Annotated in this window: 17 protein-coding genes; 2 read left to right on the forward strand and 15 right to left on the reverse strand. The window is 55.5% G+C overall.

Going from position 1 to position 17,549, the window contains the following annotated elements:
• Positions 1–245 precede the first annotated feature (245 nt).
• Positions 246–1,175 (forward strand): LysR family transcriptional regulator, encoded by a 930-nt coding sequence (locus KGA69_RS02485; protein WP_045395794.1) that lies wholly within the window; start codon positions 246–248, stop codon positions 1,173–1,175.
• A gap of 9 nt (positions 1,176–1,184) precedes the next feature.
• Here the strand turns inward: KGA69_RS02485 and rihC are convergent, their stop codons facing one another.
• The 6 genes from rihC to ribF form a co-directional block, all read right to left on the reverse strand.
• A complete protein-coding gene (rihC, locus tag KGA69_RS02490; protein WP_045395797.1) occupies positions 1,185–2,099 on the reverse strand; it encodes a ribonucleoside hydrolase RihC in 915 nt (304 codons plus the stop codon).
• Positions 2,100–2,166: 67 nt separating this feature from the next.
• On the reverse strand, positions 2,167–3,117 hold the full coding sequence (gene ispH / locus KGA69_RS02495) for a 4-hydroxy-3-methylbut-2-enyl diphosphate reductase (RefSeq protein WP_015368325.1): 951 nt from the start codon (positions 3,115–3,117) through the stop codon (positions 2,167–2,169).
• Position 3,118: 1 nt separating this feature from the next.
• The gene (gene fkpB, locus KGA69_RS02500; RefSeq protein ID WP_015368326.1) at positions 3,119–3,568 is read right to left on the reverse strand and encodes an FKBP-type peptidyl-prolyl cis-trans isomerase; all 450 of its coding nucleotides are present in this window, start codon (positions 3,566–3,568) and stop codon (positions 3,119–3,121) included.
• Between the two features lie 124 nt (positions 3,569–3,692).
• Positions 3,693–4,190 (reverse strand): signal peptidase II, encoded by a 498-nt coding sequence (lspA, locus tag KGA69_RS02505; RefSeq protein WP_213292776.1) that lies wholly within the window; start codon positions 4,188–4,190, stop codon positions 3,693–3,695.
• On the reverse strand, positions 4,190–7,006 hold the full coding sequence (gene ileS, locus KGA69_RS02510; RefSeq protein WP_213292777.1) for an isoleucine--tRNA ligase: 2,817 nt from the start codon (positions 7,004–7,006) through the stop codon (positions 4,190–4,192). Before ileS ends, lspA begins: the two co-directional genes overlap by 1 nt.
• A gap of 45 nt (positions 7,007–7,051) precedes the next feature.
• Complete coding sequence (gene ribF / locus KGA69_RS02515) at positions 7,052–7,990, reverse strand: bifunctional riboflavin kinase/FAD synthetase (protein WP_045378895.1); 939 nt, start codon at positions 7,988–7,990, stop codon at positions 7,052–7,054.
• A 330-nt stretch (positions 7,991–8,320) separates the two neighbouring features.
• Here ribF and rpsT point away from each other — a divergent pair, with 330 nt between their 5' ends.
• Positions 8,321–8,584, forward strand: a complete 264-nt coding sequence (rpsT, locus tag KGA69_RS02520; RefSeq protein ID WP_001518655.1) for a 30S ribosomal protein S20 — start codon at positions 8,321–8,323, stop codon at positions 8,582–8,584.
• Between the two features lie 97 nt (positions 8,585–8,681).
• Here rpsT and nhaR read toward each other — a convergent pair whose 3' ends face one another.
• From nhaR to KGA69_RS02565, 9 genes are all read right to left on the reverse strand, one after another.
• The gene (gene nhaR / locus KGA69_RS02525) at positions 8,682–9,581 is read right to left on the reverse strand and encodes a transcriptional activator NhaR (RefSeq protein WP_045395806.1); all 900 of its coding nucleotides are present in this window, start codon (positions 9,579–9,581) and stop codon (positions 8,682–8,684) included.
• A gap of 50 nt (positions 9,582–9,631) precedes the next feature.
• Entirely contained in the window at positions 9,632–10,807 is a 1,176-nt protein-coding gene (gene nhaA / locus KGA69_RS02530) for a Na+/H+ antiporter NhaA (protein ID WP_045395807.1), read from the reverse strand.
• A 121-nt stretch (positions 10,808–10,928) separates the two neighbouring features.
• Positions 10,929–11,219, reverse strand: a complete 291-nt coding sequence (locus tag KGA69_RS02535; protein WP_045395811.1) for a hypothetical protein — start codon at positions 11,217–11,219, stop codon at positions 10,929–10,931.
• A gap of 60 nt (positions 11,220–11,279) precedes the next feature.
• Positions 11,280–12,119, reverse strand: a complete 840-nt coding sequence (locus KGA69_RS02540; protein ID WP_045395813.1) for a DsbA family protein — start codon at positions 12,117–12,119, stop codon at positions 11,280–11,282.
• Between the two features lie 58 nt (positions 12,120–12,177).
• Complete coding sequence (locus KGA69_RS02545) at positions 12,178–12,876, reverse strand: pili/flagellar-assembly chaperone (RefSeq protein ID WP_045395816.1); 699 nt, start codon at positions 12,874–12,876, stop codon at positions 12,178–12,180.
• Entirely contained in the window at positions 12,869–13,387 is a 519-nt protein-coding gene (locus KGA69_RS02550) for a fimbrial protein BcfF (protein WP_045395819.1), read from the reverse strand. The genes KGA69_RS02545 and KGA69_RS02550 overlap by 8 nt, the downstream gene beginning before the upstream one ends.
• Before the next feature lie 10 nt (positions 13,388–13,397).
• A complete protein-coding gene (locus tag KGA69_RS02555; protein ID WP_045395822.1) occupies positions 13,398–13,934 on the reverse strand; it encodes a fimbrial protein BcfE in 537 nt (178 codons plus the stop codon).
• Entirely contained in the window at positions 13,934–14,911 is a 978-nt protein-coding gene (locus KGA69_RS02560) for a fimbrial protein BcfD (RefSeq protein ID WP_396280117.1), read from the reverse strand. The genes KGA69_RS02555 and KGA69_RS02560 overlap by 1 nt, the downstream gene beginning before the upstream one ends.
• Positions 14,912–14,941: 30 nt before the next feature.
• The gene (locus KGA69_RS02565; protein ID WP_161801881.1) at positions 14,942–17,545 is read right to left on the reverse strand and encodes a fimbrial biogenesis usher protein; all 2,604 of its coding nucleotides are present in this window, start codon (positions 17,543–17,545) and stop codon (positions 14,942–14,944) included.
• Positions 17,546–17,549 lie beyond the last annotated feature (4 nt).

Raw genomic sequence — 17,549 nt, forward strand, 5'->3', positions numbered from 1 at the left:
AAAAAGAATAAATAAACGGGGCTTGAATTTAATGAACTTAATGTATTTAAAGTTTTTTATTTACTTTATTATTCATTAATCGCACAACCGTTCACCATCTGATTCTACTTGCAAGGCGGATAGTGATTGATAAAATATGAAAATAAGACTTATACCTACAAAACATTAATAATAACTATCGGCACGGTAATAATTAACAAGGCCATTCTACATATTAATAATTCATCTCAGATTACGGAGTAACAATGAACAATGAACTATCCGGTATGAAAGCCTTTGTCACTGTTGCCGAACTGGGTTCATTTAGCAAAGCCGCTGAAGTACTTAACCTGACGCAACCCGCCCTAACCCGAAAAATACAGAAAATAGAAAGTAATCTTAATACCCCGCTTTTCGAACGAACCACCCGAAAAATCATGCTCACCCAGGCAGGACAAATGCTTCTTCCTAAAGCGAAATCACTGATTGCCAGCCTAGATGCCGCCATTTTCAACATCAGCAATCTGACTTCGAATGTGCATGATACGGTAACGCTTTCTTGTATCCCGACGGCGGTATTTTATTTTTTACCACGTGCTATCGTTCAATTTAATCAGCGCTATCCCCACATCAAAGTTCGAATTTATGAACAAGGTATAGAAAATTGCATGACTTCGGTGAGAAAAGGCGAAGTCGATTTTGGAATAAATATGAACTTCATCACACATCCCGACATCGAATTTAGCCCGCTGGTCAACGAACCCTTCGTGCTGGCTTGCCGGCAGGATCATCCGCTCGCCAGTAAAAAATTAGTGGAATGGCGCGAGCTCGTCTCGCAGAGATTAATAGGCGTCAGACGCTCAAGCGGTAATCGGCAACTTATTGAAAGTTGCCTGCAGGATAAACCGTGGAGGTTAGATTGGTTTTACGAAGTCAGACATTTATCCACCTCTCTGGGTCTGGTCGAGGCGGGGCTTGGCATATCGGCTCTGCCCTGCCTGGCCATGCCGCATCACGCTAACAGCGCTGTCGTCAGCGTGCCGCTGGTTGAACCGGTCATCAGGCGCACGCTTGGTATGATTCGCGTTAAAAACCGTCCTCTTTCCGCGGCGGCTGAACGCTTCGCTTCATTATTGCTACTCATGTGGACGGATGAAGCGAGCGAGTTATGGTGTAATGTGGTCGATTCACACTAGCTTTACCTGTCACGGCGCGAGAGCGAAAACCTCCGCCGCCCAACGTTGAAAACCAGTGATATCCAAATCCAGCGCCACTTGGGCGTTGGCCGGTTGTCCCAAACGCCCTTCGATATCCACCACGGTGGTGCCGGCCGTCCAGGTCCCCTGCGTCTCCACCGCTACAAAGCAGGGTTTGAGCGTAAATAGATCCGGGCGAACCAACCACGCGATAGCGCAGAGATCGTGCATTCTCAGGCCGCCGCTCATACTGCCGCTGCGATAGTGGCTAAACAGCGCATGAAGCATTTTACCGGTTTGATTGAGCGTCGGCAGGGTTGCCAGATAGTCCGCACTCAGCAGCGCCTTATTGGTGACATCCAGTCCGCACATCACAATGTCCAACCCACTCTGGAAGACTTTCGCGGCGGCTTCCGGATCGATGGCGATATTAAACTCGGCGTTAGGGGTAAAGTTGCCGCGACCGGCCGAGCCGCCCATCAGCACCAGTCGACGAATATTAAACAGGCACTCAGGATACTGCGTAATCAGCAGAGCAATATTGGTTAGCGGGCCGATGGCCACCAGTGTCACGGGTTCCGGCGCGTGCATCAGCGCATCGCGAATTGCCTGAAAAGCCGGTTTAGCCAGCGGCTGGCGGTTATGCTCGACGAAATCATAGCCCTCCATGCCGGATTCGCCGTGCACCGAGGCGGCATCGCGCAGCGGACGCACCAGCGGCATCGATGCCCCTTGCGCCAGTGGTACATCAGCATTCCAGAAATGCAGCAACTGCAGCGCATTGCGGGTCGTCTTCTCCACCGAGACATTACCCGCGACCGTCGTCATGAGTTGCAAATCCAGCTGCGGTGAGAAGAGCGCGGCGGCGATCGCCGCCGCGTCGTCAATACCCGGATCGGTGTCGAGAATAATCGGTAAGCGCATGGTTTTCTCCCAAAAAAAATGCCAGACGTTAAGTCTGGCATCTTCTCATACTGATGGATGAAAGAACTTACTCTACTTCACGGACATCCACACGCAGCTCTTTCGGTACTTCAAAAACGATATTCTCTTCACGGCCTTCCAGCGGCACCGCTTCGCCGCCGCCCAGCTCCTGCAGGCGGGCAATCACGTTCTGCACCAGGATATCCGGGGCCGATGCGCCCGCCGTTACCCCAACGCAGGCAGCGGATTTCACCCACTGTTCCTGAATATCGGTGGCATCGTCGATAAGATAAGCCGCTTTCCCCATCCGCTGCGCCAGTTCGGCCAGACGGTTAGAGTTAGAGGAGTTTTTCGAACCGACCACCAGCACCACGTCAGCCTGTTCCGCCAGCGCGCGTACGGCTTCCTGACGGTTAGTCGTGGCGTAACAAATATCGTCTTTACGCGGGCCGACGATTTTCGGGAAGCGCTCGCGCAGCGCGTCGATAACGTCAGAAGTATCGTCGACGGAGAGCGTGGTCTGAGTCATAAACGACAGTCGGGCATCGTTTTTCACTTCCAGCGTCAGCACATCTTCCGGCGACTCAACCAGGTACATGCCCCCTTCCGGGTTATTGTACTGACCCATGGTGCCTTCAACTTCCGGATGCCCGGCGTGGCCGATCAGAATCGACTCTTCGCCGCGGCGGCTGGCACGGGCGACTTCCATATGGACTTTGGTCACCAGCGGACAGGTGGCGTCGAAAACCGTCAGGTCACGACTCTTCGCTTCATTGCGTACCGCCTGTGAAACGCCGTGAGCAGAGAAAATCAGGATCGCGCCGTCCGGCACTTCGCTAATCTGTTCGATAAAAATCGCTCCACGCTGACGCAGGCTATCGACGACGTAGCGGTTATGGACGACTTCGTGACGAACGTAGATTGGCGCGCCGTACAGCGTCAGCGCGTTTTCGACAATGCTGATAGCGCGGTCAACGCCGGCGCAAAAACCGCGCGGGTTAGCCAACAGGATCTGCATCTTACCCCTCCAGCGCCGGATCGACTTCCAGCACTTCAATATCAAAATGAACGGTGCGCCCGGCCAGCGGATGGTTGAAATCAACGGTAATAGAGTCGCCGTTCACTTCGCGGATCACACCGGGCATTTCGCTGCCATCCATTGCGGTAAAGAGCATAATCGCGCCGATTTCCGGCTCGCCGGCGTCGATAAACTCGCGGCGAGAGAAGTACTGGATCAGATCCGGGCTAGGTACGCCAAAGGCGGCGTCAGGTTCCAGCGAGAAAGTGGTTTTATCGCCGGCTTTCAACCCCAGCAGATGCTGTTCCAGCCCTTCGGAAAGCGAGGCGTCGCCGAGACGAAACAGCGCCGGTTTACCGTTGCCGCGCGTGGACTCGGCGGTGGAGCCATCATCCAGTTTTAGCGTGAAGTGCACCAGCACCGCGCTGTTGCTCTGTACAGAGTTAGACATGCAGGTTTGCTCTTTTACATTACCGCCGCTTGTTTGCCCGGTGGCGCTGCGCTTACCGGGCAACAAGGGCCGATGTATACTGTAGGCCGGATAAGACGCTTTAGCGTCGCCATCCGGCAATTTTTTATGCTGTTTTTTTATCACTGGAAGGCAAGAAGCCTTCCAGCACAATCAGCGCCGCGCCGATGCAGATGGCGCTATCGGCAAGGTTGAAGGTGGCGAAATGCCAGTCGCCGACGTAAAAGTCGATCATATCGACCACAAAGCCGTGCCACAGGCGGTCGAACAAATTCCCTAACGCGCCGCCAATGATCAGCGCGTAGGCAATGTTGTTCAGCTTTTGCGTCGCCTTCGAACGGTACATCAGCACCGTCAACACCACACAGATGCCGACCGCAATCCCGGCGAAGAACCAGCGCTGCCAGCCGCCGCTATCGGCGAGGAAGCTAAAAGCCGCGCCGTAGTTGCGCGCATAATGCAGATTAAGCGATGGAAACAGCGATACCGTCTCCCCCAGAGCGAAGTTCTGGAGGATCAGGAATTTGCTGCCCAGATCGATAATCAGCACGGCTACGACGACCCACATCCAGCGTAGCCCCGTTGAACAGATCGATTTACTCATCAGGCGAATTTACGTTGCTCGCCGTCACCGGCGACGTTACTGACACAGCGACCGCAGATTTCCGCGTGTTCCGCCACCTTGCCGACGTCGCTGGTGTAATGCCAGCAGCGTGGGCATTTCTCGCCTTCGGCTTTGCTCAGGACCACTTTCAGCCCTTTCAGCAGATCGCTCTGCCAGGCATCAGCCGGCGCCTGTGCATAATCGGCAACGTTAGCGCCGGAGGTCAACAGGACAAATCGCAATTCTTCGCCCAGCGCGTTGAGCTTGGCCGCCAGTTCGGCATCGGCATACAGCGTAACCGCCGCTTCCAGAGAACCGCCAACTTTCTTGTCCGCACGCGCCTGCTCAATCACCTTGTTGACTTCGCCGCGCACTTTCAGCAGTTCATCCCAGAAACCGTCGTTCATCGCTTCGTCGTCGGCCAGGCCGAACAGGCCTTCATACCACTCGCCGGTAAAGACGTATTTTTCACGCTCGCCCGGCAGGTAGCCCCAGATTTCGTCCGCGGTGAAGGACATGATCGGCGCCATCCAGCGCACCAACGCTTCCACAATGTGGAACAGCGCGGTCTGGCAGCTGCGGCGCGCCACGCTGTCCGCTTTCGCGGTGTACTGGCGGTCCTTGATAATATCGAGGTAGAACGAACCCATCTCGATGGAGCAGAAGCGCATCAGGCGCTGTACCACTTCGTGGAAGTCGTAGGATTCGTAGGCTTTGAGGATATCTTCCTGAGCCGCCTGCGCGCAGCCGACCGCCCAGCGATCCAGAACGACCATCTCTTCCGGTTTGACCATGTCTTTTGCCGGATCGAAACCGTTAAGGTTCGCCAGCAGGAAGCGCGCGGTGTTACGGATACGACGATAGCTGTCCGCGGCGCGTTTGAGGATCTCATCGGAGACCGCCATTTCGCCGGTGTAGTCGGTGGAAGCCACCCACAGACGCAGAATATCGGCGCCCAGTTTGTTCATCACGTCCTGCGGGCTAACGGTGTTACCGATAGACTTGGACATTTTGCGGCCCTGACCGTCGACGGTGAAGCCGTGGGTCAGTACCTGACGATATGGCGCTTTGCCTTTCATCGCCGTGGAGATCATCAGCGAAGACATGAACCAGCCGCGATGCTGATCGGAGCCTTCCAGATACATGTCCGCGGCGTGACCGGCGAATTCCGGACGCACATCAACCACCGAAGAGTGGGTAGACCCGGAGTCAAACCACACGTCGAGGGTATCCGGCACTTTTTCATAGCTGTCGGCGTCATCGCCCAGGATGTCGCGGGAATCGAGATCCCACCATGCCTGGATGCCGTCAACTTCAACGCGTTTCGCCACTTCTTCCATCAGTTCGAGGGTACGCGGATGCAGTTCGTGAGTTTCTTTATGCACGAACAGCGACATCGGCACGCCCCAGGTACGCTGACGGGAGATACACCAGTCAGGACGGTTGGCTACCATCGATTCGATACGCGCCTGGCCCCAGTCCGGGATCCACTGCACGCCCTTGATCTCTTTCAGAGACTGCGCGCGCAGGCCTTTCTGATCCATGCTGACGAACCACTGCGGGGTGGCGCGGAAGATGATCGGCGATTTGTGGCGCCAGCAGCACGGATAGCTGTGCTGCATTTTTTCCACGTGCAGCAGCGCGCCGCTGTCACGCAGCATCTCAACGATGATGTCGTTGGCTTTGAAGACGTTGATACCGTCCAGAGACGGGTAAGTACCTGGCAGGTAAGAACCGTCCGGGCCAACCGGGTTGGCGATTTCCAGACCGTATTTCTGGCTGATAGTGTAGTCGTCCGGACCGTGGCCGCCGGCGGTATGCACCGCACCGGTACCCGCGTCCAACGTCACGTGGTCGCCAAGGATAGCCGGCACGTCAAAATCGAGGAACGGATGCTTGAAGCGCATCAGTTCAAGTTCGGAACCTTGTACCGCCGCCAGGATGGTGTAATCCGCCACGCCAATGCGCTGCATCACGCTTTCAACCAGGTCTTTCGCCAGGATCAGCGCCTGACCGTCAACCTGCACCAGCGCATAGTCGAACTCAGGCGACAGAGAGATGGCGCGGTTAGCCGGCAGGGTCCACGGCGTTGTGGTCCAGATAACCAGCGAAACCGGGCCAGTGGCGTCGACTACGCCGAATTTGGCCAGTACCGCGGCTTTATCTACCGCGTGGAACGCCACATCGATAGACGGAGACGTTTTGTCATAATACTCAACTTCCGCTTCCGCCAGCGCGGAACGGCAGTCAACGCACCAGTGAACCGGCTTAGCGCCTTTATGCAGGTGACCGTTGCCGATGATTTTACCCAGCGCGCGGATGATATTGGCTTCAGTTTTGAAGTCCATGGTCAGGTACGGACGCGACCAGTCGCCCAGTACGCCCAGGCGGATAAAGTCTTTACGCTGGCCGTCGATCTGCTCGGCGGCATATTCACGGCACTTGGCGCGGAATTCTGCGGCGGTGAATTTCTCGCCCGGCTTACCGTATTGCTGCTCGACTTTCAGTTCGATCGGCAGACCGTGGCAGTCCCAACCCGGAACGTACGGCGAGTCAAAACCCGTCAGTCCTTTGGACTTAACGATAATGTCTTTCAGAATCTTGTTAACCGAGTGACCAATATGAATGCTGCCATTCGCATAAGGAGGGCCATCATGCAGAATGAAGGTTTTTTTGCCTTTTTTCGCCGCACGGATGATGCCGTACAGGTCATCATCGGTCCAACGCGCCAGCATTCCCGGTTCGCGTTTGGCGAGATCGCCACGCATCGGGAACCCTGTTTCCGGCAAATTCAGGGTGGATTTATAGTCACTCATCAGATTCTCGGTTCCGTTATTTCGGTTTGATAAATACCAGTAGGATTATCCCTGCCTGGTGAGCCCAAAGTACTCGCGGGCCGTTAACTCATCTCGTGCGATTTGCGCTTTTAGCTCATCCAGCGACGCAAAACGCTGCTCGTTACGTATTTTTTTACGCAGTATTACATCTATATGGCGACCGTAGAGGTCCATTACAACGTCCAGAAGGTGAACTTCCAGCTGCTGCCGCACGCCGGAGACCGTTGGACGAGTGCCAATGTTGGCGACGCCGGGTAATGGCTTATCGCCGAGCCCTGCCACTTCTACCGCAAAGACCCCTTTAACCGGGGAAACCTGACGACGCAGCGGTAAGTTCGCCGTCGGGAAACCTATGGTGCGCCCCAGCTCATCGCCGTGGACGACGCGACCAGAGATGGTAAACGGATGCCCCAGCAGGTTTTCCGCCTGCGCGAGGTCATCGTCGGCCAGCGCCTGACGCACCGCGGTGCTGCTAATACGTACGCCGCCTTCACAGAAGGTCTGAGTGCTGGTGACGTCAAAACCGTACTCCGCCCCGGCCTTCTGTAATAACAAGAAATCCCCCTGACGACCAGCGCCAAAGCGGAAATCATCCCCCACAGCAAGGAACTGCACGCCAAGCTGGCGCACCAGCAGTTCGCTGATAAAATCTTGCGCCGTCAACGCGGCGAAACGCCGGTCGAAACGGACACACAGCACGTAGTCGACGCCGCTTTCCGCCAGGTAACCCAGCTTTTCACGCAGCCGCGTGATCCGCGCCGGCGCTTTATCGGCGGCAAACAGCTCCAGCGGCTGCGGCTCAAAAATCATCACCACAACCGGCAGACCGAGCTGGCGGCCCTCTGCGCGCAGGCGCTGCAGCAGCGCCTGATGCCCGCGATGCACGCCGTCGAAATTTCCAATGGTCAGCACGCACCCGTGCGGGGCCTGACTGAGATTATGTATGCCGCGTATCAGCTTCATGTCTGGCTCAAAACAGTGAAAATCGTCCGAGTATACCTTGTACAACAGGCGACGTTAACCAGCGATTGCACCTCGATTACGAAAGATCCTGCTAATTCATTCACTCAGCGTAAGAATGCAGGAAAAACTATACGCGGCCGTCGATTTTTATGGTGGAAAGACTGTATTCGACTACAACAAGCTGGTAGAATCTTGCGCCATCACTACGTAATGAAGCCTCGTTATCTTAAACGGCGCTTATTTGCACAAATCCATTGACAAAAGAAGGCTAAACGGGCATATTCCTCGGCCTTTGAATTGTCCATATAGAACACATTTGGGAGTTGGACCTTGGCTAATATCAAATCAGCTAAGAAGCGCGCCGTTCAGTCTGAAAAGGCTCGCAAGCACAACGCAAGCCGTCGCTCTATGATGCGTACTTTCATCAAGAAAGTATACGCAGCTATCGAAGCTGGCGACAAAGCTGCTGCACTGAAAGCATTTAACGAAATGCAACCAATCGTGGACCGTCAGGCTGCTAAAGGTCTGATCCACAAAAACAAAGCTGCGCGTCATAAAGCAAACCTGACTGCACAGATCAACAAACTGGCTTAATCGCCCGCTTGCTGAACTTTGTTAAAGAAACCCGCGAAAGCGGGTTTTTTTATGTCTGTTGTTCGTCTGGGCCGACCTCTGTCGGCCATAGTCGCGCTTAACTTTGCGGCTGCGCAAACAGCGATGAATAATCGCGATTGCAGATACGCTGTACCGCAGGATGCTGAATCATTCGTTCGGCAAAAATAGCGTGATACTCCTCCATCACGTTCTCCATGCGCCCGATTTCCACAATCGACTCATCGGCATAAAAATCGTGAGCATAGAGGGTTGGCGCCACAAAAATCGCGTTATGCGCCGCGCCGAAGGCTTTCATGAGCGCCGCATCGTCGAACTCGCCGAGAATTTCCACCTGTAGCCCCTGCGAATTAAACCAGTTCAGCAGCTTGCGCCCGAGCATTGAACGACGGCCGGGAATAAGCAGGCGACGCTCCTCAAGACAGGCGGGAAATGCTTTTTCCGGCGGCGGATTCATACACCAGAAGCTGACCCCGCACTCGCCGATTTTCACCGAGAACAGCCCTTCCTGCTGAGTAGAGTCAATTGGGCAATCGGAGATAATCATATCCAGCTTATGCTGGCTCAGTTGCTCCAGCAGCATCTCGTGGGTGGATTCAAAACAGCGCAAATGAATTTGCTCATCTTCCACTACTGCCGCATCCAGCACGCCGCTCACTAACCGCTTGGAAAGCGCATCGGCGACGCCGACATCAAATAGCAGGTTCGACTCTTTGCGGTAATTGACGATATCGAGCATCTCCTGGCTCAGCGTAAACATGCGATCCGCGTAGCGAAATACCAGCTCACCCAATTCGCTCGGTTCCAGACCTCGCCCTTTGCGTTTAAAGAGCTTTCCCTGCAGTCGCTCTTCCAGCGCTTTTATTTGCCCGGTGATCGTCTGCGGCGTCAAATAGAGCGCCTCGGCGGCGCCGACGACCGAGCCTTCACGGTAGACGTGCCAAAAGTAGTACAAATGGTTGTAATTGATATGCGACATGCATCCCTCCCTGATATGTCCGGGAGAGCCCACAGGCCCTCCCGATGAAGTTACACGCTGTGAGTAAGATCCGTTTCGCGCTTACGCAGAATCATGTAGCCGATGACGGCAGACAGGATAGACCCTATCAGAATGCCCAGCTTAGCCCAGTTGATCAATCCGGGATCCACGCTGCTAAAAGCGAGCGTGGCGATGAAAATCGACATGGTGAAGCCGATTCCGCACAGTACGCCGACCGCCATAATCTGCGGGAAGCGGGTTCCTGGCGGCAGCGAGGCCCACTTAAACTTCAGCGCCAGCCAGCAGAACAGGCTGATGCCAAGCGGCTTACCGACAAACAGCCCGGCGATAATCCCCAGCGGCAGCAGTGAGGTCAGCCCCGCGAATGTGACGCCCTGCAGCGAAACTCCGGCATTGGCAAAAGCAAACAGCGGCAGGATAAGAAACGCGACCCACGGATGCAGCACATGTTCAAGCTGCTTCGCTGGCGATTTGCCATTCTGCTCCTTCAACGGAATCATAAAACCGACGATAACCCCCGCCAGGGTCGCATGTACGCCGGATTTCAGTACCGCCGTCCACAGCACCGCGCCTACCAGTATATAGATACCGGTGCGCCGCACGCCGCTCAGATTAAGCGCCGCCAGCACCACAATCGCGCCTGCGGCGACGGCCAGCGATAGCACCGATAGATCGTTGGTATAAAACAGCGCAATAATAACGATCGCCCCAAGGTCATCGATGATAGCCAGCGCCATCAGGAAAATTTTCAGCGCCGTTGGTACACGGTTGCCTAATAGCGCCAAAACGCCAAGCGCGAAGGCGATATCTGTCGCCGCCGGGATCGCCCACCCTTCCCGCGCAACGGGATCCTGGGCATTGAAGGCTAAGTAGATAAGCGCAGGCACCACCATGCCGCCAATCGCGGCAACCACCGGGAACACCGCCTGGCGGCGGCTGGCAAGCGCCCCCTGGATCATCTCACGTTTAACCTCCAGACCAATTAACAGGAAAAACACTGCCATTAGCGCATCGTTGATCCACAACAGCATGTTTTTGTTAATTTCCAGCGCACCGACGCGCAGCTGTACCGGCGTTTCCAAAAAAGCATGATACAGACCGCTGGTGACGCCGCTATTGGCCATCATCATCGCCAGCGCAGCGGCGCAGATTAAGATAATGCCCCCGGAAGCATCGCTACTGAAAAATCGTTGCAGATGTTTCACTTTTACTCTCACCTTGTTGGTCAATAACTCGATAAAAGTATGATACAACCGCTAACACATCGAAAAAATCAGATTTAAGTTGCCATTACACTCATTTTTTCCGAGCTATAAGCGCCTCTCGTTAATCATAGACCACCCGTAGCAGGGTGAGCTGCTTGTCGGTATCGAGATAGCTTTTTTCCACCGTCGCGTAAGCTGAGGCCAGCGAAGTCGTGATATTTTCCACAATCACGTGGCGTTCGATGCGATCGGCGCGCTGGCAAAAAATCTCGCTACTTTCCGTTTCGTTCCAGCAGCTTTCAGTAACTACGTTGCCAAAAAATTGGATATTACCGACAGTGTGCGCCCGCACGCCGCCGATCGTGAACAGTGAAATGGCCGCCAGCCCTAACCAGCGTTTCTTGAATTGCATACGCGAAATCCTCGGTCGGAGGAAGCAGATGACCGGGAACCGCGCCCCGGTCGCTGAGACTTAGCCTTTAGCTTTCTGAATCGCCATCTGCAACGCATCCTGCGACGTACTGCCCGGCACTACCGAGATACGACCGGCGTCCGGAGCGGCAGCCTGCGGCATGACCACAAAAGCCGGAGTACCGGAAAAGTTCATATGTTGAGCCAGCGCCTGATTGCTCATCAGCGCGTCATGCACCGCCCCGCTCTGCTCGGCGGTTTTTACCGCCGTCATTTGCGGCTGGGTGAGATAATGCGACGCCAGCGTGTAAACATCCTGCTCGGTTAACTGCCCCTCCACTTTGCCGGTAGCGTACAGCGCATTATGCCAGGCCAAATATTTCGTGCCGCCATCCTTCAACCACACTTGTTCACCGACCCTCGCCGCCAGACCTGACACCGGCCAGCGGGATGAAAAAATCGGGAACTCTTTAAAGATAAAACGCGTGTCAGGATTGGATTTCACGAGCTCCTCCACCACGGGCGACATCTTGCTGCACCAGGAACACTGGTAATCAAAAAACATCACCACCGCTGCTTTGGCATCCGCCGGGCCAACGGAGGGAGAGCTATCGCTCAGCAGCTCAGAGCGGTACTGCAGCGCCAGCTGCGCATAAGCCTCCTTCTGGGCGACCTGCTGGCGCTGATGTAGCGTTTCGCTGGCGGCAATCAGGAATTCCGGATGATCCGCCAGATACGTCGCCACCGCTTCGCCGACTTTATCAGGATGGCTGGCGATATAGGCTTCCGCGGCCGGTCCAATATCGCTGGCAGCTGGAGTGGTATTCGCCGCCAGTACGGAAAAAGAGATGACGCCGCCAAGCGCCATGCACACCGCCGATTTACAGGAAAGTTTGCGCATTATTGAGTTCTCATTATTAAGTTCAGGGGATGCCCACAGGGGCTGAGTAAAATCGTCATCACCGTTGCGCCGTTACCGTAACCGGCGGCATTACTCCTCCGGCATCGTTGAGACTTTGCCAGCGCACGACGCAGCGTGTCGCCTGTCGACACCACGACGTGCGGCGGGTAGAAAAGGGCGCGACCACCCCCGCGGCGTCTATAGGCGCACCGTTGACGCGGGTTGAAAAGAGCGTGACGTAGTACGGCCCGGCATTGCGTACCGCCAGACCATCCGCCGTTAAGCTCCAGGCTAATTGGCGATAAGCCTGCTGCGGATCGCCGGTTAGCCCTACGGGCCGATAAATCAGCTTTAACGCCGAGCGAAAGGCCATCTGCACACTATTGACGCCGGTTTTTCCCGATGGAATAGCGGCAATACTCAGGGTGAACAAAGTTTCACGATCCTGCGCCAGCGCCTCGCCGCTCCACGCGACACGCAGCGTGTTCTCCTGCCCTGCGCGCAATAAGAAGAGCGGCGGCGTGACCACGAATGGCGGTTTACGGGGTGACAAATTATCAGCGCCTGGCCAGCGTCCACCGCTCAGCACGTGGCTGTCCACCAGCCAGTCGCTCTCAGAGGTATTGCGTAGCGGAACGCTCAGCGTCGTCCGCTCAGCGTGATAAATAAAACGCGTGCCGCCAATCACCACGCCCGCATGACTTATTCCAAAGGGCAACAGCCAGAGCCAAAACCAGCAGAAAAGTCGTCTATTCATAACTCAGCACAAAAGTCGCGGAAGCATCGGCTACACCCGGCGCCACCGGGGCGCCATCAGCCACATAGCGGGCATAAAACTGTAAACGTTGGGACGCTGCGCCCGCGCTTAGCGCCTGCACATCGCTTTGCGCCCCCGGCGCGATCTGTTGTTTGTTCTTGTCGTATAACGCAATCCCGATACCAGAGGCCGCGTTCGCTCCACTATCCAATGCGAAAAGGTCGCCGCTTTGCGAATCGCTGACGCCGTTAAAGCTCAGCGTTACGCCGCTGGCGGTGCTACCGCAATTTTGCAGCGTGATTGAAAATGGCTGCCATTCCGCGCCGGCCCCGGTTTGATAAAACTGGCGGTTGCTGACGGTTCCCATATCGACCTGAATGTTTTCGGAATCCGACGACAGCGTGCAGGTGTTGTCGGTAATCGTTCCCGTCACATAAACCCTCCCGTCATGCGCCAGCGCGCCGCTTACCGCCAGAAGAAGCCCACAGCAGAAGCACAGTTGTTTGATCATTGCCGCGCGCCTATTCATATTGCAGATCGAAATACATCACCGCCGTCGCATTGCCGGAGGTCACGGTTGGTCGGGTAGATTTGTAGCGGATATAAAACGATAAGGTGTTGCGGCCCGTTTTCAGCGGATAGACCACCGAGCTGGTGTTATTGATGCTGACGGCATCCTGGTCCTCATCAAGGATCTCCACGCCAACGCCGCCAGCCAGCATTTTTTCGCTACCCATCCCGGTGTCACTCAGCGCCAGTAACGCCGGGTTGTCGCTGTCGGCAATGCCGGTAAACCAGATTTTGCTGCCGGTAATGCCCCGCGAGCAGTTTTTTAGATTAATGTTGAACGGCTTGAACTTCGTCGTCGTACCGGTAGAGGGGAAATCCTCCACCGAGAACTGACCTAAATCGATACTCTGGCTGAGGCTGGAAATTTCGACATCGCAGGTTTGCGCGACAATCGTGCCGGTAAATTCCAGGTTGTAACCGCTATCGTCGGCGTAGCAGCCGTTACCGCACAGCAGGATAAGTAAGATGAAGTACTGAAACAGGCGCATTAATCGAAATCCACCCGTAAGTTAGCCAACGCGGTAAAAGCGCCTTCCGCCGGCGTCTGGCCGGTGGTGCTGACCGGATACGCTTGCAGGGAAAGGGTCGCCTGTCCGTTTTCATCGGTAGTAAAAGGCTCGACGCTGCTGGCGTCATTGGGTGTTAATACCGTGCCATCGCTGCTTTCGACCACCACGCCAACATCAGGATTATCGGTGGCGATAGCCTGGCTTAAGTGGCTATCGGCGGTGGCTATCAACCGCAGACTCAGGCTAACCTGTGAATCCACCCCACTGCACTTCACCGGCACGGTGAATCTTTTATTACGGACACCGGTTGGTTTTTCTCCGACGCGATTGAAACCACCGCTGTACAGCGAGCCAAAATCAACGAGGATGGTTTGTCCGGCGTTAATCTCGCAGCTTTGCGGCACGGTCACGCTGCCGCTGTAGACAATGCTGTATACCACGGTACTCAGCGGATCATCCCCGGTGGTGGTGACATAAACGTTAAACATGGTCTTCGGTTCGATATTTACCGTGCCAATAAATGGTTTAACCACCTTAAGCTGAAATACCAGGTTTGAATCATGTACCGGGAATGGTGAGCCATTGTTAACGTTGGCGTCATAACCCATATAGACATAATCAATCGGCGGATAAAATTCCCCTGCCGCCGAGTCTTCGATGCGCATCGCCCCTTCAAGATAGGTGCCGTCCAGCTGCATATATTTCCAGTCGCCGTTGGTTTCCACTATCGATGAAGAAGCGACATACGAACGAAACGTCCGCCCGGAATCTGAAGAACCCGCAGGGCAAATCGCCTGCACGTTTACATCCTGGTTTTTACTCAGCTGAGTGGTCGAACCGGCCTGATTTTGCGCTGCCGTCAGCGTCGTCGTCAGGTCATAATCGACCGTCGCAGGCGAGCCATTGGTATTCTGGCAAATGGCTGCCAGACTACCGCGGGCCAGCAGCAACCCCATGAACAGAACAAGAAAAGAGACAGGCTTCATTTAGCGACATTCCAGATGCTGACGCGCCAGCGGTTGGCTCACGTCGGGGAGATGATAATGAGTGAGGCATTGTTGGTCAGGCTGCGGCCCCCACTGCGCTTTCAGCGTGCCCTGCGGGCTAAGGCCGGAAAGATACACTTCACCGTCGTCGCCAACGATGCCTTCTTCAGGCGCGCCAGCAATAGTGACCGTGGCGCCGAACGGTAGCGGTTTTCCTTCATGGTTTAGCGTCAACAGCGCGCGCTCGCCGATTCGAGCGGTAAAGTTCGCCAGCACCAGCGCCCCTTGGGTGGGAACGACATTGATCACCGCATCATCAATATCGACATCGTCTTTTAGCGAATTAACGTCCAGCGCCATGCGGTTCTGGCGATAGGTCGTGGCATACGGCACCACCGCATAGCCGCGACCATCGGTGTGGATCCCCGGCTGATCTTCGATATTAACGTTGCCAGCCCCCGGCACGGCGATAAGAACATTGGTATCGCCCAACGGCTGGCTGAGGGTAAGACCATGAGCATGCGCGACCATGCCGCCGCTGAGGCCATAGTTCAGTTGTCGATAATCGCCATGATTGCTGTTGTTGTAGCCGACATTCAGGTTACCCTTCGCGCCATCGTATTCCAGGCTGGCGGAACCGCTCTCGCCAACGCCCTGATTCTGGTAGCCCTGCTGCACGCTGTAGCTCAGATTGTTTTGATCCAACAACGTGCCGCTGATACCGCTATTTTGCGTTACGCCGCCGTGTCCATCGCTACTGGTGGAAAACGTCGCATAAACGTTATGACGACGCTGGGTGATATCGTCGCCGTGGGTAAGCCACTGGCTGAGCGGTAGCGAGATATTAAGCGCCAGAGCCTGGTCGCGTTCCTCCTCGCCGGGCGCGCGGCTGCTGCTATATGACAGGCTCCACGAGACCCCGGCCAGCGTGTCGCTGTAGCCAATTTGCAGTAATTTATTGCTTTCATCGGTGTGCCAATAGCTCTGTTGACTGCCGGTGATGTACAGCGAGCCAAAATGCCCGAACTGCTGAGAGATATTGACCTGTACCTTGCCGCGTTTGGTGTAATAGAGGTTGTATTCATCGCCGGCATCGCGCTCGCCGTCGTCGTCCTGCTGGCCGTTATAGCCTGACATTCGCTTCCACGCAGTATCATCGAGCGTATAAAAACCAGAGGTCGAGTAGCGATAGCCCAACAGTTGAAAATGGGTGCCCAGGTCGTTCAATGATTTGGCATATAAAAAGCGCAGCGATTGTCCCTGATGTTCGCTCTCATCCGCCAGAGTGCTGTAAGCCTGGGTAAGATCGACAGAAATCGCTCCCCAGTCGCCGAAGTTAGCCCCTGTACCCAGCGCCAGCGCGCGGTAATCGGAGGCAAACTGCGTTCCGCCGTACAGCGTAAAGCCGTGGGGCAACCCCCACATCAGGGTCGCCTGGCCGAAACTCACATCCCGCTTCTGGCTGCTATCGCCGCGATAGGTCGCCGCGGTGGCGGCGTATTTCACCCGCCCCTCGCGTTGCAAAACCGGTACGGCGGCATAAGGGACGCTATAACTGGAAATGCTGCCATCGGACTCCTTGATCTCGACGTTGAGATCGCCGCTGGAGGAGGTCGGATAGAGATCGTCAATAGTGAAGGCGCCAGGCGGTACATAGCGCTGGTCGATGGTGTAGCCATTCTGGCGAATCGTCACCTGGGCATTGCTTTTCGCGATGCCGTGGATAGTCGGCGCGAAGCCTTTCATGCTGTCCGGCAGCATATTGTCATCAGACGCCAGCTGTAGCCCGCGAAACGGCAGGCTATCGAAAACGCCTGCAGGGGTATAGCTGTCGCCTGCCGTCAGTTCGCCTTTTAACTTCGCTACATCACGTTCAACGTAGGTGCTGATGTGCTGCAAGTCGCTTTTATTCTGCTGATTACCGCTGTTGTAGTTCCATGTCGAGTAATCACGTAAACGCCAGGCGCCAAGATTTAAGCCGCTGTTAAGCCCCAGGAAGTAGCTGTCGCTATTGGTGCCGCCAGCGCTACGGTCCCGGCTATTCGCGCCGGTAAACGTATAGTTGAGCAGCAATGCATTGATACCTTCATCCCAGTTTTGCGGCGGAATATAGCCCCGCGCCCGGGTGTTCAGCGCCGCCTGCGGAATGCTGATATTCAGCCGCTGCTGATTAAAGTCAAAAGCGCTGGAGGCGGCAGGGATCGCCGCCGCGAGATCGACGCAGTCCCCCACGCTTGCCTTCGCCAACGGTGGAAACGCGCTGATATTCACGTTCATGCCGTTGAGCATTTCGGGCGTCAGGCAGGCGCGTAGACCTGAGCCATCGGTAGCTTGCGGGTTCGCGCGAAAAGCGATATCGCGCGTCGTCAGCAATGCGCCATTAAGGTAGACATCGACCCGATAAACTCCCGGCGCCTGACCGTTACCCTCAAAATGCGACAGGTCAGCGATTTTCGACGGGTCGTCAGATAAAAAGGCAGGGTTAAAATAGTTTTCCGCCCAGCCGCGCGGCAGCGTACATACGCTTGCCGAGATTAGAGCCAGGCTGATAAGCGCAGGTAGTCTACCCACCGTCAACTGGCGAGCGGCGACATCGAGTTTCAACACA

Source organism: Klebsiella sp. A52 (assembly GCF_018388785.1).
Taxonomy (GTDB): Bacteria; Pseudomonadota; Gammaproteobacteria; order Enterobacterales; family Enterobacteriaceae; genus Klebsiella; species Klebsiella aerogenes.

What these genes read in the sequence shown, in the direction of transcription:
- KGA69_RS02485 (WP_045395794.1), top strand. Translation starts at nt 246, where the DNA reads ATGAACAATGAACTATCCGGTATGAAAGCCTTTGTCACTGTTGCCGAA.
- rihC (WP_045395797.1), bottom strand. Translation starts at nt 2,099, where the DNA reads ATGCGCTTACCGATTATTCTCGACACCGATCCGGGTATTGACGACGCG.
- ispH (WP_015368325.1), bottom strand. Translation starts at nt 3,117, where the DNA reads ATGCAGATCCTGTTGGCTAACCCGCGCGGTTTTTGCGCCGGCGTTGAC.
- fkpB (WP_015368326.1), bottom strand. Translation starts at nt 3,568, where the DNA reads ATGTCTAACTCTGTACAGAGCAACAGCGCGGTGCTGGTGCACTTCACG.
- lspA (WP_213292776.1), bottom strand. Translation starts at nt 4,190, where the DNA reads ATGAGTAAATCGATCTGTTCAACGGGGCTACGCTGGATGTGGGTCGTC.
- ileS (WP_213292777.1), bottom strand. Translation starts at nt 7,006, where the DNA reads ATGAGTGACTATAAATCCACCCTGAATTTGCCGGAAACAGGGTTCCCG.
- ribF (WP_045378895.1), bottom strand. Translation starts at nt 7,990, where the DNA reads ATGAAGCTGATACGCGGCATACATAATCTCAGTCAGGCCCCGCACGGG.
- nhaR (WP_045395806.1), bottom strand. Translation starts at nt 9,581, where the DNA reads ATGTCGCATATCAATTACAACCATTTGTACTACTTTTGGCACGTCTAC.
- KGA69_RS02535 (WP_045395811.1), bottom strand. Translation starts at nt 11,219, where the DNA reads ATGCAATTCAAGAAACGCTGGTTAGGGCTGGCGGCCATTTCACTGTTC.
- KGA69_RS02540 (WP_045395813.1), bottom strand. Translation starts at nt 12,119, where the DNA reads ATGCGCAAACTTTCCTGTAAATCGGCGGTGTGCATGGCGCTTGGCGGC.
- KGA69_RS02545 (WP_045395816.1), bottom strand. Translation starts at nt 12,876, where the DNA reads ATGAATAGACGACTTTTCTGCTGGTTTTGGCTCTGGCTGTTGCCCTTT.
- KGA69_RS02550 (WP_045395819.1), bottom strand. Translation starts at nt 13,387, where the DNA reads ATGATCAAACAACTGTGCTTCTGCTGTGGGCTTCTTCTGGCGGTAAGC.
- KGA69_RS02555 (WP_045395822.1), bottom strand. Translation starts at nt 13,934, where the DNA reads ATGCGCCTGTTTCAGTACTTCATCTTACTTATCCTGCTGTGCGGTAAC.
- KGA69_RS02560 (WP_396280117.1), bottom strand. Translation starts at nt 14,911, where the DNA reads ATGGGGTTGCTGCTGGCCCGCGGTAGTCTGGCAGCCATTTGCCAGAAT.